Raw genomic sequence first — 12,868 nt, forward strand, 5'->3', positions numbered from 1 at the left:
GGTCATCCATCTGTGCTGGCATGACGAAGGGCCTCACCCGCGGGGGTGAGGCCCTTCAGCGTCGAACGCCCTGGTTACTTGGCCGCGCGCTTCTCCGCGCGGAGCTTCGAGACCTCGTACATCGTGATGCTCGTGGCGATTCCGGCGTTGAGTGACTCGGTGGCCCCGTCGATCGGGATCGAGACGATCGCGTCGCAGTGCTCGGTGACGAGGCGCGAGAGGCCCTTGCCCTCGCTGCCTACGACGATGAGCAGCGGTGAGGTCGCAAGCTCTAGCGAGGGCAGCGACACGTCGCCGTCGCCGTCGAGGCCGATGACGAACACGCCTGCCTTCTTGTACGCCTTGATGGTGGCCGTCAGGTTCGAGGCCATGGAGACGGGGAGACGCGAAGCGGCACCTGCCGAGGTCTTCCACGCCGAGGCGGTCATACCGACCGAGCGACGTTGCGGCACGATGATGCCGTCGCCACCGAACGCGGCCACCGAGCGCACGATGGCACCGAGGTTGCGGGGGTCGGTGATGCCGTCGAGCGCGACGAAGAGCGGGTTGCGACGGCGCTGGATGGCGCGGTCGAGCTCCTCCATGGGGTCCGCGTACGTGTAGGCCGGCACCTTGATGATGACGCCCTGGTGCACCGCGTCGCGGCCCGCCATGCGATCGAGCTCGGGGCGCATGACCTCGAGGATCGGGATCTTGCGCTCGGTGGCGATCTTGAAGATCTCCTTGACGCGCTCGTCCATCTCGCCCCGGGCGGCGACGTAGAGCGTCGTCGCCGGGATGCCGGCGCGGAGCGCCTCGACGACCGAGTTGCGGCCGGTGACGAGTTCCGTGCTGTCGTCGGTGCGGGCGCGGCGGGGCGCCCCGCCCTCACGCTGCGCCGGACGCGGCTTGGAGCCGCCACGAGCAGCCTCGAGGCGTTCCTTCGCCGCCTTGCGCTTGCCGGCGACGTGCCAGGAGCGGTCCTCGGCACGAGGCGTGTTGCCTCGACCTTCGAGGGACTTGCGGCCATTGCCGCCGGTGCCCTTCGTGGGGCCCTTCTTGCTGCGATTTCCGCGCGAGTTCGTGCTCATGCCTTCTCCAACGTCCAGAAGCTGCCGTTCGGCGAGTCTTCAATCTGCACGCCGGCTGCTGCCAGCGTGTCTCGAATCTGATCTGCGCGGGCGAAGTCCTTCGCACCGCGGGCTTGCGTGCGCTCGACGAGCAGCGCATCGACGAGGGCGGCGAGGGCCGTCTCGCCCGTCGCATCCACTCCCCCGCTCCACTGCTCAGCGCGTGGGTTGATGCCGAGGATGTCGAGCATCGCGGTGACCTCACGGCCGGCGCGCGCCGCCGCGTCGGGGGCGCCGGTGTCGAATGCCTGGTTGCCGGCGGTGATGGCCTCGTGCAGCGCGGCGACGGCTTGAGGGACTGCGAAGTCGTCGTTCATCGCCGCGACGAACGCCTCGGGCAGGTTGGCGAGGCTCGGCGGCGCGTCCTCGACGACGGATGCGAGCAGACCTGCCCGCTCGGCACGCTCCAGGAACGCCTCGACGCGCGCGAAGGATGCCGCCGCCTCGTCGAGCGAGTTCTCACCGATCTCGATCGTCGAGCGGTAGTGGGCGGATCCGAGGAAGTAGCGGACGACGATCGGACGCGCGGCGGCGAGGAGATCGGCGGCCGAGACGGTGTTGCCGATCGACTTCGACATCTTCTGCCCGGCAACCGAAACGAGCCCGTTGTGCACCCATGTGCGAGCGAACTCGAGGCCCGCCGCGCGGGACTGCGCCAGCTCGTTCTCGTGGTGCGGGAAGCGGAGATCTCGTCCGCCGCCATGGATGTCGAAGGTCGGCCCGAGGTACTTCGTCGACATGGCCGAGCATTCGATGTGCCAGCCCGGTCGCCCCGAACCCCACGGCGAAGACCAGGCCGCCGAGTCCGGCTCGCCCGGCTTCTGTCCCTTCCAGAGGGCGAAATCGGCGGCGCTCCGCTTCCCTCGGCTGGGGGCCTCCCCCTCCGCCATGTCCTCAGGACGCTGGTGGGTGAGCTCGCCGTAGCTCGGCCAGCTGCCGGTGTCGAACCACACGTCGCCGCTCTCGTCGGCCGCTGCATAGGCGTGGCCGCGCTCGATGAGCAGCGAGATCAGCTGCTGCATCTCCGGGATGGAGCCCGTCGCGCGGGGCTCGTACGTGGGCGGGCGGATGCCGAGAGCCGAGTACGCCGCGTTGAACTCGCGTTCGACTCGGTACGCGAGCGCCCACCACGGCTCGTCCGCCGTCGCGCCGGCGAGGGTCTTGTCGTCGATGTCCGTGACATTGCGAACCAGCGTCACGCGCGACCCGGTCGCCTCGAACCATGCACGGAACTGGTCGTAGACCAGCGCAGAACGCAGGTGACCAGCGTGCGGCGCGGACTGCACCGTCGGCCCGCAGACGTACAGCGAGACCTTGCCTGGCACGAGCGGCGTGAAGTCGCCGAGTGCTTGCGTCTGCGTGTCGTAGATGCGCTGATTCACTGCACCAGCATACGCGTCGGGGCCGCACGGACGAGTGAACGTCCCTGCGGCCCCGACGATGAAGCGTGTGACGTGCGCCGAACGACAGTCCCGAGAGAGACCGCCGATGTCAGCCGACTAGGACGCGAGGACCTTGTCGAGCACGTCTCCGGCCTTCTCCTCGTCGGTCTTCTCCGCGAGAGCGAGTTCCGAGACGAGGATCTGTCTGGCCTTCGCGAGCATCCGCTTCTCCCCAGCGGAGAGACCCCGGTCCTGGTCGCGGCGCCAGAGGTCGCGGACGACCTCGGAGACCTTGATGACGTCGCCAGAGGCGAGCTTCTCAAGGTTCGACTTGTACCTGCGGGACCAGTTCGTCGGTTCCTCGGTGATGGGGGCTCGCAGAACCTCGAACACACGGTCGAGACCGTCCTGTCCGATGACATCGCGCACTCCGACCAGGTCGACGTTGTCAGCAGGGACCTCGATGACGAGGTCTCCCTGTGCAACGTTCAACTTGAGGAACGTCTTCTCTTCACCCTTGATGACTCGGATCTTCACCTCTGAGATGGTGGCCGCGCCGTGATGGGGATAGACGACTGTCTCCCCGACCTCAAACTGCATAAATACAAGCCCCTTTCGGCACCTAAGAGTACCATGTCAAAAGGGCCCATCCGAGGGTGGAAGTGGTAGAGTCCGCCGCCGCGTCGTCCGGGAGCTGCAGCTAGATCAGATAGGCTTGCTGCATCCTGTGAATTCGTGCGGCGACAGCCGCACGATCCGAACCTGGAGGCTCCAGACGTGAAGATCCGCGCCGTCGCGTCCGTCACCCTTGCCGCCGTAGTCGCGGTTGGGCTTGCCGGCTGCAACTACATCTCCCCCCAGCGCACGACGACCCAGTACTCGGCGAGTGACGGCACGAACGCCAACGTCGGCGAGCTCGAGGTTCGCAACGCGATCCTCATCACCGACACGCTGACGGGCACCGACGTGACCGACCGTGCCAACCTCATCTTCGCGGTCGTCAACCACACAGGCAGCGCCGGTTCGCTCGACATCACCTACAAGGGACTGATCAACGGTGTCGAGCAGGACGTCGTCGTGACCGTCCCCGTCGACGCCGCCGCAGGCGTGACCCAGGTCGGCTTCGGCGAGGGCGCCAGCGTGCTCCTCGAAGGCATGGACTTCGCCCCGGGCTCGACCCACGAGGTGACGTTCACCGCGACACTCGACGGCGAGCAGTCGGTGCAGGCCGTGAGCGTTCCCGTCCTCGACGGCACGCTTCCGGAGTACTCGACGCTCGTGCCTGGGCCCGCTCAGACCGAGCCGCCGGCCGCACCGCCGAGCATCGCCCCGACCCCGGCCCCCACCGAGGAGCCGGAAGAGGGCGGCACGGCCTAGTCGCCACCCGCAGACCGCCGAGAAGGGCGCATCCACCCGGATGCGCCCTTCTTGCGTTCACCTGGCATGGGCCAGGAGCGAGCTCAGCCCTCGTAGCGGTAGCCCAGGCCACGAACGGTGACGAGCCTGACCGGTGTCGACGGCTTGTCCTCGATGCGGCTGCGGATGCGCTTGATGTGCACGTCGAGCGTCTTCGTGTCGCCGTAGTAGTCGGGCCCCCAGACGCGGTCGATGAGCTGGCCGCGGGTGAGCACGCGTCCCGAGTTGCGCATGAGGTACTCGAGGAGCTCGTACTCCTTGAGCGGCATCGGCGTCACCTTGCCGGAGACCTCGAGCGTGTGACGATCGAGGTCCATGCGCACCTCGCCGACCTCGATGATGCTGTCGTCCTCGCCTTCCTCCTCCTGCTCGTTGCGGCGGAGCACGGCACGCACACGCGCCAGCAGCTCCCGCGTCGAGTACGGCTTCGTGACGTAGTCGTCGGCGCCGAGCTCGAGCCCCACGACGATGTCGACCTCGCTGTCCTTGGCCGTGAGCATGATGATCGGCACCTTCGAGGTGAGGCGGATCTGCTTGCACACCTCGGTGCCTGGAACGCCGGGGAGCATGAGGTCGAGGAGCACCAGGTCGGCGCCGTCGCGGTCGAACAGATCGAGCGCGTCAAGGCCGGTCTCGGCGACCGCGACGTCATACCCCTCCCGTCCGAGGAGGAAGGAGAGCGGCTCGTGCAGTGCTGATTCGTCTTCGACGAGGAGGATGCGGGTCACGGTGGTCATTGTGCATATCTTTCGTGAACATTGAGTGACGTGGACGCGGACCGGCGCGTCACGGCTCGCGTGATGCGCGCGGTGAGCGACGGGACCTTGGATCTGGTCAGGCGGAGCGCCGCTCGGTGAACCGCTGCAGGTCGATCTCCTCGACGACGGAGTCCGCGGAGGGCAGACGCACGGTGAAGGTCGATCCCTTGCCCAGCTGCGACCAGACCCGGACATCACCACCGTGGTTCTCCGCGACGTGTCGAACGATGCTGAGCCCGAGGCCGGTCCCGCCGGTCCGTCGGGAGCGCGCCTGATCGACGCGGAAGAACCGCTCGAAGATCCGCCCCTGGTCCTCCGGGGCGATGCCGATGCCCTGGTCGGAGATCGCGACCTCGACCGTGTCGTCGACGAGCCGCGTGCCGATGCCGATGCGCGAGTTCGTCGACGAGTACTGGACGGCGTTGGAGACGAGGTTCGTGAAGCACATGAGCAGGTGGGTCCGCTCGCCGTACACGAACGCATCAACGTCGTCGCCGAGCACGATCTCGACCCCCGCGACGTCGGCCGGGACGCGTGACTGGTCGACGGCGAGCGAGAGGATCTCGTGGATGGAGATCAGCTCCGGATGCGCGAGGGAGTCGCTCGACTGCAGCCTCGACAGCTCGATGAGCTCGTTGGTGATGGATGCGAGGCGCAGGCTCTCCTTGCTGAGGCGCCCCGTGAAGTACTTGACCTGCTCTTCGTCGCCCGCGGACTCCGCGATCGCCTCGGCGAGGAGTGTGACCGCCCCGATCGGCGTCTTGAGCTCGTGGCTGACGTTGGCGACGAAGTCCCGCCGCACACTCTCGACGCGCAGCGCCTCGGTTCGGTCCTCGGCCAGCACCAGGAAGAACCTCGTGGAGAGGGGCGCGGCTCGCACGCGGACGTGGATCTCCGAGCGGCCGAACGGGCCGCGCGCGATCTCCAGGTCCCGTGTGACGGCCTCGCCCTGCCTTCTGGCCTCGTCGACGACGGCACCGACTCGCTCGTCGAGGCGCCCGCCGGGGCGGACGAGCCCTTTCGAGGTGGCTCCAGGGGACGACTGGTAGACGTTCCTCGAGGGGTCAGTGACGATCACGATGGAGTCGAGGGCGCCGAGCAGATGCTCGATGCCCTCTGGGAGGCGGGGTGAGAAGGCAGCTCGCGCCTTTGCCTGCCGTACTGAGGCGACGTGGAGCAGCCAGACGAAACCTGCGCCCAAGAGGAAGCCGAGTACGATCGCAAGGACCACTGCGACGGACGAGTCCATGTGCCCAGCATATGGGCCATCGGATGTGTCACCCGTCGTACACGAGTCCGTTACCTTGGCTCCGTAGACTCGCCCGCGAAGGCAGCGTCACTCCCAAGGCACCGGACGACCGGTCTTCCCAGAACTACGGGCAGCGGCACATCGCTCGTTGCCACGAAACAGAGGATAAACATGCGCGAAGTTTTCCAGCAGGAACTCGCTGAGGTCAGCAACGGCCTCGTGGAGATCGCCCGCCACGTCGAGTCCGCCATGCAGCGCGCCGCCGTTGCGTTCACCACGTCCGACGTCGCCCTCGCAGAGCAGGTCATCTCCGACGATGCCCGCATCGACGAGCTCGCGATCGCCCTCGATGAGCACACCATCGAGATCATCGCCCGCCAGTCCCCCGTGGCACGCGACCTCCGACTCGTCGTGAGCGCGCTGCGCATCAGCTCGTCGCTCGAGCGCATGGGAGACCTCGCGGCGCACATCGCGGCGCTCGCCCGCTACCGCTTCCCGGGCGGCGTCGGCCCGAACACGCTCCGTCCGGTGTTCGCCGAGATGAGCCGACTCGACGTCGCGGTTGCGCGTCAGCTCGTCGCCCTGCTCGACGCGGGCAACGACGAGGAGACGAACCGCATCGCCGACGAGATCAAGGCGAGCGATACGCAGATCGACGACCTGCACCGCAGCACGTTCGACGCGCTCCTGTCCGACGACATCCAGGCGCAGAGCGTCGAGGTCGTCGACGCGACGCTCGCGAGCCGCTACTTCGAGCGCTTCGCCGACCACGCGGTCTCGATCGCGCAGAAGGTGCAGTACCTGACGAGTGGCGAGTGGATGCAGGAGAAGGAGCCGTCCACGCCCGTCACACCGGTCACCCCGGGCGCGTAGCGCCCCGCACCTCACCACCGACTGCACCCCTGCCGCCGCTGTTCCTCCGGGAACACCGGTGACCAGGGGTGCCGTCGTCTGTTCTCGGAACGCATGTCGCCGCCCGCGGGTTGCTTAATACAGCCCGCACTGTATTAATGGGGGCATGACAACCGCGACCACCTCACGCCTCGAGGTCATGAACCGCCTCGGGCGCGCCATGGCCGATCCCTCGCGGTCACGCATCCTCATGCGCCTGCTGGACGGCCCGGACTACCCCGCGCGCCTCGCCTCGGACCTGGGACTGACCCGACAGAACGTGTCGAACCACCTGACCTGCCTTCGTGACTGCGGCATCGTCGTCGGGACGCCGGAGGGAAGGCAGACGCGGTACGAGATCGCCGACCCGCACCTGACCCAGTCGCTCACGACGCTCGTCGGCGTCGTCCTCGCCGTCGACGAGGCCGCCCCGTGCCAGGACACGTCCTGCCCCGTGCCAGGCTGCTGCGAGCCTGTCTCGTGACCGAGCGATTCGACTCGACGGCGAAGGCCACGGCAGACACCAGTCCCGGCGGCGTCGGTGCCGCGAGCGCCGACGGGGAGGCGCGCCGCGCGCTGCTGCAGCGCCGCATCCGCCTGGTCGTGACGTTCACGATCGCCTACAACGTGATCGAGGCGGCCGTCGCGCTGAGTGCGGGCGCAGCCTCGTCCTCGGCGGCCCTCATCGGGTTCGGCCTCGACTCGATCATCGAGGTGCTCTCAGCCGCAGCGGTCGCCTGGCAGTTCACGCGAAAGGATCCGGAGCGCTGGGAGAAGCCGACGCTGCGCGTCATCGCGATCGCCTTCTTCGCGCTCGCCGCCTACGTCACGATCAGTTCGGTGCTCGCGCTCACCTCGGGCTCCGACGTCGAGCACAGCACCGTCGGCATCGTGCTCGCCGCCGTGAGCGTCGTCCTGATGCCGTTCCTGTCGCTCATCGAGCGACGCACTGGACGCGAGCTGGGCTCGGCGACGGCCGTGGCCGACTCGAAGCAGACCCTGATCTGCACGTACCTGTCAGCCGCCGTCCTCCTCGGCCTCGTGCTGAACTCGCTCTTCGGCCTGGCGTGGGCCGACGCGGTGGCCGGGCTCGTCATCGCCGCCTTCGCGGTGCGCGAGGGCATCGAGGCCTGGAAGGGCGATGCCTGCGCGACCTCGGTCGGGATGCTCCTGGAAGATGAGCACGAGCACGAGCACGACGACCACTGACAATCTTCCTCGTCACTGGTGATCGCGAACGAGGAGCTCCCCGTCCGATGACGGGGAGCTCCTCGTTCGTGTGGCCCGGCGAGGGCCTGGGGGTCGCTCGGTGCTACTTGCCCTGCGAGGCGACGGCGGCGGCTCCCGCTGCTGCTGCCTCCGGATCCAGGTACTCGCCCTTGCCGAGCACTTCGTGCGTCTCGGGGTCGAAGCGGTACACGAGGGGCATGCCGGTAGGGATGTTGACGGCGGCGATGTCGTCGTCGCTGATGCCTTCGAGGTGCTTCACGAGCGCGCGGAGGCTGTTGCCGTGCGCGGCGACCATGACGGTGCCACGCTGCACGAGCGTCGGCAGGACTTCATCTTCCCAGTAGGGCAGGAACCGCACGAGGACGTCCTTGAGGCATTCGGTGCGGGGCAGCTCGTCGCCGAGGTCGGCGTAGCGCTCGTCGTGGGCCTGCGAGAACTCGCTGCTGTCGTCGAGCGCGGGCGGCGGCGTGTCGTACGAACGGCGCCACTCCATGAACTGCTCTTCGCCGTACTGGTCGCGGACCTGGGCCTTGTCCTTGCCCTGCAGGTCGCCGTAGTGGCGCTCGTTGAGGCGCCAGGTGCGCTTGACGTCGATCCAGCCGCGGCCCGCTTCCTTGAGCGCGAGGTTGGCGGTGTCGATGGCGCGCGTGAGCAGCGATGTGTAGAGCACGTTCGGCTTGAGGCCGGACTCGCGGATGAGGCGGCCCGCACGGGCGCCCTCCTCCCGGCCCTGTTCGGTGAGCTCAACGTCCACCCAGCCGGTAAAGAGGTTCTTCTCGTTCCACTCGCTCTGTCCGTGACGGACCAGGATGAGGGTCAGCGCTTCAGTCATGCGTCCAAGCGTACCGAGTGGGGGCTGGCCCGTGTGCGACGCGGAGTCGTCGCGCGCTGAAATAGTCTCGGTGGCTCAATAGTCTTGTCGTATGCCATTGGGTCGACTCACGCGCGGGACGACGGGAACGAACCGTCTGCGTCGCGTCGACCGCTGGATCGCGCAGCATCCGGCGCTCACGTCCGCCGAACGCCCACTGGTGGTCGACCTCGGCTACGGGGCGAGCGGAGCGACGGCCTTCGAGCTGGCGGAGCGCCTCGGTCGCGCGGTCCCCGACGTGCGCGTGCACGGACTGGAGATCGACCCAGGGCGCGTGGCGCTCGCCAGACAGCAGCTCGCCGAGCGGCCCGAGCTGGCCGGCCGGGTCTCGTTCGCCGTCGGCGGGTTCGAGGTGCCGACGCCGACGTCCGAGCCGCCCGCCGTGATCCGCGCCATGAACGTGCTGCGCCAGTACGACGAGGCGGAGGTCGCAGATGCCTGGTCGCGCATGACGGCGCGACTCGCGCCGCCCGGACTGCTGGTCGAGGGAACGTGCAACGAGGTCGGGCGCGTGTCGTCCTGGGTCGGCATCGACGCCGGCGGACCCCGCACGTTCACGGTCTCGCTGCACACGGCGAGCCTCGACTCACCGCTGATCGTCGCCGAGCGCCTGCCGAAGGCCCTCATCCACCGCAACGTGCCCGGCGAGGGGGTGCACGACTACCTGAAGGCGCTCGACGACGCCTGGCAGCGCGAGGCCCCGCGGCAGACGTTCGGCGCCAGGCAGCGCTTCCTCGCCGTGTGCGAGCGGATGCGCGCGGCCGGTTGGCCGCTCGTCGACACGCAGAAGCGCTGGCGGCTCGGCGAGGTCACGGTCGCCTGGGACGCGGTGGCCCCTTCCTCCGGGGCCCTCGCACTGCCCCGCCCCTAGCCCCCGCCCCCAGCCCTAGCCCCCGCCCCAAGCCCTGTCGCGGCGCCCCGCACTCATCCGCCGATCGCTGCCAGCCGAAGGGCCCTTCCGAACCGGCCAGAACGGCCACTTCACTGGCAGCGATCGGCGCGAGGAGGGTTACTTGACCTCGGGGAGCGCCGTGCGGGCAGCTTCCGGGTCCATGCCGCTCGCGATGAGCAGGTCGACGACGAGGGGCCTGCACTGCATGAGCAGCACGGAATCGGCGAGCTGCGCCCCGTGCAGATGGTCGGGCTCCAGTCGCGCCGCCGCGATGAGCAGCGTCTGCCGGGACTGGTGCAGCATGGCGTCGTCGTCGAGGCCCAGCCGCAGCTCGAGCATGCCCGACTGGATGTCGCCGAGAAGGTCAGCGAGCTCTTCGCGGTGGCGTCCGTCCCAGGACAGCGACCAGGCGCGACGGGCGAGCACGCGCAGGTTCCGAGTGGCGAGGTCGATACTCGTGCGGAGCTCCACCAGGCGATCAACTCGCCCGCGGTGATGGCGCATGAACGGCGACAGGCGGGCGATGGATGCGGCGCTCTCGAGCTCCGTCGACCAGGCGTCGAGCGTGTCCTGCGTCCGGCGCAGCTCCTCGAGCGCGGCGAGCCCGGCGTCGCTGTCGCCGCGACGCAGCGCCTGAGAGATGTCGCCGAGCGCCTGCGCCAATGCCCCGATGAGACCCTTGGCCTCGTTCTTGGCGAGCGCCGCCGCGTTGCGCGGCACGAGCGCTGTGGCCGCGATCGCGACGGCCCCGCCGATGACGGCGTCCAGGAGCCGCGAGTACTCGGCCACGCCCTGCACCGGGATGAGCTGCACCAGCGAAGCCTGGACCGCGGCGCCGATCGCGAAGCCCGGGCTCGGGTGCACGAGCCGCCCGAGCAGGAGCACGACGGCCAGGACGACCGCGACCTGCCAGACGCCGCGCCCGAAGAGCACCAGCGAGAGATTGGAGAGCAGCACCCCGAAGGTGATGCCGAGCGCGGTGTCGAACACGCGACGGGGCCGCGCATCCCGCTGCAGCCCGAGACTCGTGATCGCCACCGTCACCGCGAGGAACGGTATGGGATGCCCGAGCCCCCAGTGTGCAATCGCGTAGGCCACGAACGCGGCCGCCGTGATCTGCACGACCGCCGGCAGGGATGCGCGCACGCGAGCGAACGCGGCCCCGACGCCGACCGCCGGAGCCGCCACGTCTACTGCCCGCGGCGCTCGAGGCGCGGCAGCCGTGGCACCTCGGCCGCTCGTCCCGCACCCGGCGAGACGATCGTCGTGGCACTCGCCGTGACCTGCTGCTCGTCAGCGAGATGCGCGACGAGGGTGGCGTCCTCCGGGAGGGAGCGCTTCACGAGCGCGAGTGCGATGGGGCCGTCCTCGTGATGGATGGCCACGGAGCTGATTCGTCCGACCGTCTGCGCCCCGGCGTCGCCCTCGACCGACAGGGTGCTCCCGACCTCGGGAAGCTCGCCGAGCGAGCCGTCGAGGTCGAGCAGGACGATCCTGCGCGGCGGGCGGCCCAGGAAGTGCACCTTCGCGACGGTCTCCTGCCCGCGGTAGCAGCCCTTCTCCAGGTGTACGGCGCTACGGAGCCAATCGAATTCGTGCGGGATGGCGCGGGAGTCGACCTCGGCGCCGAGGCGAGGCCGCCAGGCGGCGATGCGCAGCGCCTCGAGCGCGTGCATGCCTGCGATGGGCAGCTCGCCGGACGCAGCGCGGTCGACGATGGTCTGCAGCCGTGCACGTTCGACCACGTGCAGCTTGAGGGGGAAGTCGGCCCCCGGGTGCGCGTCGGTGTTGCCTTCAGCAGACACGACCGGGTATGCCGAGTAGCTCCAGCCGTGCTCCGGCGGCGCGGCCCACGGGTCGCTCCACACGAGTGGGGTGCCGTTCGGGGCTGCTGCACCGAGGTCCAGCTCGCCGAGCGTCGCCATCACGGCGAACTCGTCGGTCACCTCGGCGACCTGCACGTCGAGCATGAACCGCATCCGGTTCAGCCACGCCGCGAAAGCGGGGGCGAAATCTCGCTCCGTGATCAGCCAGGTGGCGGCGCCGTCGTCGACGACGGCCGCAGCGTGCTCGATGTGACCCTGGATGTCGAGGAGCAGGGTCTCCGCGCTCTCACCGGGCTGGAGCGTTGTGAGACGCTGCGAGGTGAGCGAGTCGAGCCAGCTGAGCCTGTCGCCGCCGGTGAGGCGGAGGATCCCGAGATGCGATGTGTCCACCACGGAGCGGCCCGCAGCGAGGTCGCGCTGATCGGCCGTCACCTGCCCGTAGTGCCAGGCGACGCCCGCGTCGATGCCGACGCCCTCCACCGCTCCGGGTAGCGCGAGGAACGGCGAGCGATACGGCTGGGGCTCGTCGGCGGCCGCCGCCGAGCCGCTCGGAACGGCCTGCTCAGTCAAGCTTGGCCAGCTTCGCCGACGCGTGGGTCGCCAGCTCCTGGCCGAGGGCCGCGATGTCCCACGCCCACAGCAGCTCGCCCGCGACGTAGCCGTACATGCGGGTCGACGCGGTGAACTCCTTCGCGCCGGGCGCGAGCAGGACTTCCTCGGTCTTCAGGTCGATGCGCGGGCCTCTCGCGCTGCCGCTGTACCGTTCGAGCAGTCCGGTCGGATGCACGATCGACACCTCGAGTGGGAACGCCTGGTCGTCGTCGCGCAGCCCCTCGACGCCATCGGCGTCCGTGATCGTGGCCGGCGCGATCGGGGGCAGATAGCCGGGGCCGACATCGCCGTCGTCCCGGGTGCGAGCCAGCCGCCAGAACCCGGTCTCGCCCGTGAGCGGGACCTGCACTGGCTCGTCGCCGGTGCCTTCCTCGAGCCACAGCTGGGCAGAGTAGTTGAGGTAGGGAAGACCGTCATGGCTGAAGCTCACGCGCTGGCGGAACGCCTGCTCGCGCACCTCTTCGCCCACCTTGTACTCGACGTGGCCGGTTCCCTCCCACACGCCGAGGAGCCAGGAGAGCGGCACGATCTCGGGCGGGAGGTCAGTGGGGATGTCGTAGACCATCGGTGGTTTCCTCTCGATCCGGCTGCAGTGTCGCTCCGCTTGGCTGCTTAGTTCTGGCCCTTGAAGA

The 12,868-nt window shown here is 69.0% G+C and carries 14 protein-coding genes; 5 read left to right on the forward strand and 9 right to left on the reverse strand.

The annotated features are described in order from the left end of the window. Window positions 1–74: 74 nt before the first annotated feature. The 3 genes from rlmB to ABVF28_RS11285 form a co-directional block, all read right to left on the reverse strand. Entirely contained in the window at window positions 75–1,070 is a 996-nt protein-coding gene (gene rlmB, locus ABVF28_RS11275) for a 23S rRNA (guanosine(2251)-2'-O)-methyltransferase RlmB (RefSeq protein WP_104312482.1), read from the reverse strand. Further along, window positions 1,067–2,491, reverse strand: coding sequence for a cysteine--tRNA ligase (cysS, locus tag ABVF28_RS11280; protein ID WP_371030522.1), 1,425 nt, complete (start codon window positions 2,489–2,491; stop codon window positions 1,067–1,069). Before cysS ends, rlmB begins: the two co-directional genes overlap by 4 nt. Before the next feature lie 117 nt (window positions 2,492–2,608). Next, complete coding sequence (locus ABVF28_RS11285; RefSeq protein ID WP_068479837.1) at window positions 2,609–3,091, reverse strand: CarD family transcriptional regulator; 483 nt, start codon at window positions 3,089–3,091, stop codon at window positions 2,609–2,611. A gap of 177 nt (window positions 3,092–3,268) precedes the next feature. On the opposite strand from ABVF28_RS11285, the gene ABVF28_RS11290 reads away from it, so the two are divergent. Next, complete coding sequence (locus ABVF28_RS11290; protein ID WP_371030523.1) at window positions 3,269–3,868, forward strand: DNA modification methylase; 600 nt, start codon at window positions 3,269–3,271, stop codon at window positions 3,866–3,868. An 83-nt stretch (window positions 3,869–3,951) separates the two neighbouring features. On the opposite strand, the gene ABVF28_RS11295 is transcribed toward ABVF28_RS11290, so the two are convergent. Beyond that, the gene (locus ABVF28_RS11295; RefSeq protein ID WP_371030563.1) at window positions 3,952–4,635 is read right to left on the reverse strand and encodes a response regulator; all 684 of its coding nucleotides are present in this window, start codon (window positions 4,633–4,635) and stop codon (window positions 3,952–3,954) included. Window positions 4,636–4,741: 106 nt separating this feature from the next. Beyond that, the gene (locus ABVF28_RS11300) at window positions 4,742–5,914 is read right to left on the reverse strand and encodes a cell wall metabolism sensor histidine kinase WalK (protein WP_104253832.1); all 1,173 of its coding nucleotides are present in this window, start codon (window positions 5,912–5,914) and stop codon (window positions 4,742–4,744) included. Between the two features lie 171 nt (window positions 5,915–6,085). Here ABVF28_RS11300 and phoU point away from each other — a divergent pair, with 171 nt between their 5' ends. The 3 genes from phoU (at window position 6,086) to ABVF28_RS11315 (ending at window position 8,014) form a co-directional block, all read left to right on the forward strand. Beyond that, window positions 6,086–6,787 (forward strand): phosphate signaling complex protein PhoU, encoded by a 702-nt coding sequence (gene phoU, locus ABVF28_RS11305; RefSeq protein ID WP_371030524.1) that lies wholly within the window; start codon window positions 6,086–6,088, stop codon window positions 6,785–6,787. Window positions 6,788–6,932: 145 nt separating this feature from the next. Then, entirely contained in the window at window positions 6,933–7,289 is a 357-nt protein-coding gene (locus tag ABVF28_RS11310) for a helix-turn-helix transcriptional regulator (RefSeq protein WP_151422573.1), read from the forward strand. A gap of 92 nt (window positions 7,290–7,381) precedes the next feature. After that, a complete protein-coding gene (locus ABVF28_RS11315; RefSeq protein WP_371030564.1) occupies window positions 7,382–8,014 on the forward strand; it encodes a cation transporter in 633 nt (210 codons plus the stop codon). Window positions 8,015–8,117: 103 nt separating this feature from the next. Here the strand turns inward: ABVF28_RS11315 and ABVF28_RS11320 are convergent, their stop codons facing one another. Continuing rightward, window positions 8,118–8,867: a phosphoglyceromutase gene (locus ABVF28_RS11320; RefSeq protein WP_104312486.1), complete on the reverse strand. Its 750-nt coding sequence runs from the start codon at window positions 8,865–8,867 to the stop codon at window positions 8,118–8,120. Between the two features lie 91 nt (window positions 8,868–8,958). On the opposite strand from ABVF28_RS11320, the gene ABVF28_RS11325 reads away from it, so the two are divergent. Further along, complete coding sequence (locus tag ABVF28_RS11325) at window positions 8,959–9,777, forward strand: class I SAM-dependent methyltransferase (RefSeq protein WP_371030525.1); 819 nt, start codon at window positions 8,959–8,961, stop codon at window positions 9,775–9,777. A 138-nt stretch (window positions 9,778–9,915) separates the two neighbouring features. On the opposite strand, the gene ABVF28_RS11330 is transcribed toward ABVF28_RS11325, so the two are convergent. From ABVF28_RS11330 to ABVF28_RS11340, 3 genes are read right to left on the reverse strand one after another with little or no spacing between them, the layout of a single operon-like run. Continuing rightward, window positions 9,916–10,986, reverse strand: coding sequence for an FUSC family protein (locus tag ABVF28_RS11330; protein ID WP_179556318.1), 1,071 nt, complete (start codon window positions 10,984–10,986; stop codon window positions 9,916–9,918). Between the two features lie 2 nt (window positions 10,987–10,988). Beyond that, window positions 10,989–12,194 (reverse strand): folate-binding protein YgfZ, encoded by a 1,206-nt coding sequence (locus tag ABVF28_RS11335; protein ID WP_371030526.1) that lies wholly within the window; start codon window positions 12,192–12,194, stop codon window positions 10,989–10,991. After that, window positions 12,187–12,801 (reverse strand): FABP family protein, encoded by a 615-nt coding sequence (locus ABVF28_RS11340; RefSeq protein WP_371030527.1) that lies wholly within the window; start codon window positions 12,799–12,801, stop codon window positions 12,187–12,189. The genes ABVF28_RS11335 and ABVF28_RS11340 overlap by 8 nt, the downstream gene beginning before the upstream one ends. Window positions 12,802–12,868 lie beyond the last annotated feature (67 nt).

The sequence above is a fragment of the Pseudoclavibacter sp. JSM 162008 genome (genome assembly GCF_041366455.1).
Taxonomy (GTDB): Bacteria; Actinomycetota; Actinomycetes; order Actinomycetales; family Microbacteriaceae; genus Pseudoclavibacter.

Excerpts from the sequence above, each read along its gene's own strand:
- rlmB (WP_104312482.1), bottom strand. The coding sequence starts at position 1,070 with ATGAGCACGAACTCGCGCGGAAATCGCAGCAAGAAGGGCCCCACGAAG.
- ABVF28_RS11285 (WP_068479837.1), bottom strand. The coding sequence starts at position 3,091 with ATGCAGTTTGAGGTCGGGGAGACAGTCGTCTATCCCCATCACGGCGCG.
- ABVF28_RS11300 (WP_104253832.1), bottom strand. The coding sequence starts at position 5,914 with ATGGACTCGTCCGTCGCAGTGGTCCTTGCGATCGTACTCGGCTTCCTC.
- phoU (WP_371030524.1), top strand. The coding sequence starts at position 6,086 with ATGCGCGAAGTTTTCCAGCAGGAACTCGCTGAGGTCAGCAACGGCCTC.
- ABVF28_RS11310 (WP_151422573.1), top strand. The coding sequence starts at position 6,933 with ATGACAACCGCGACCACCTCACGCCTCGAGGTCATGAACCGCCTCGGG.
- ABVF28_RS11320 (WP_104312486.1), bottom strand. The coding sequence starts at position 8,867 with ATGACTGAAGCGCTGACCCTCATCCTGGTCCGTCACGGACAGAGCGAG.
- ABVF28_RS11325 (WP_371030525.1), top strand. The coding sequence starts at position 8,959 with ATGCCATTGGGTCGACTCACGCGCGGGACGACGGGAACGAACCGTCTG.
- ABVF28_RS11340 (WP_371030527.1), bottom strand. The coding sequence starts at position 12,801 with ATGGTCTACGACATCCCCACTGACCTCCCGCCCGAGATCGTGCCGCTC.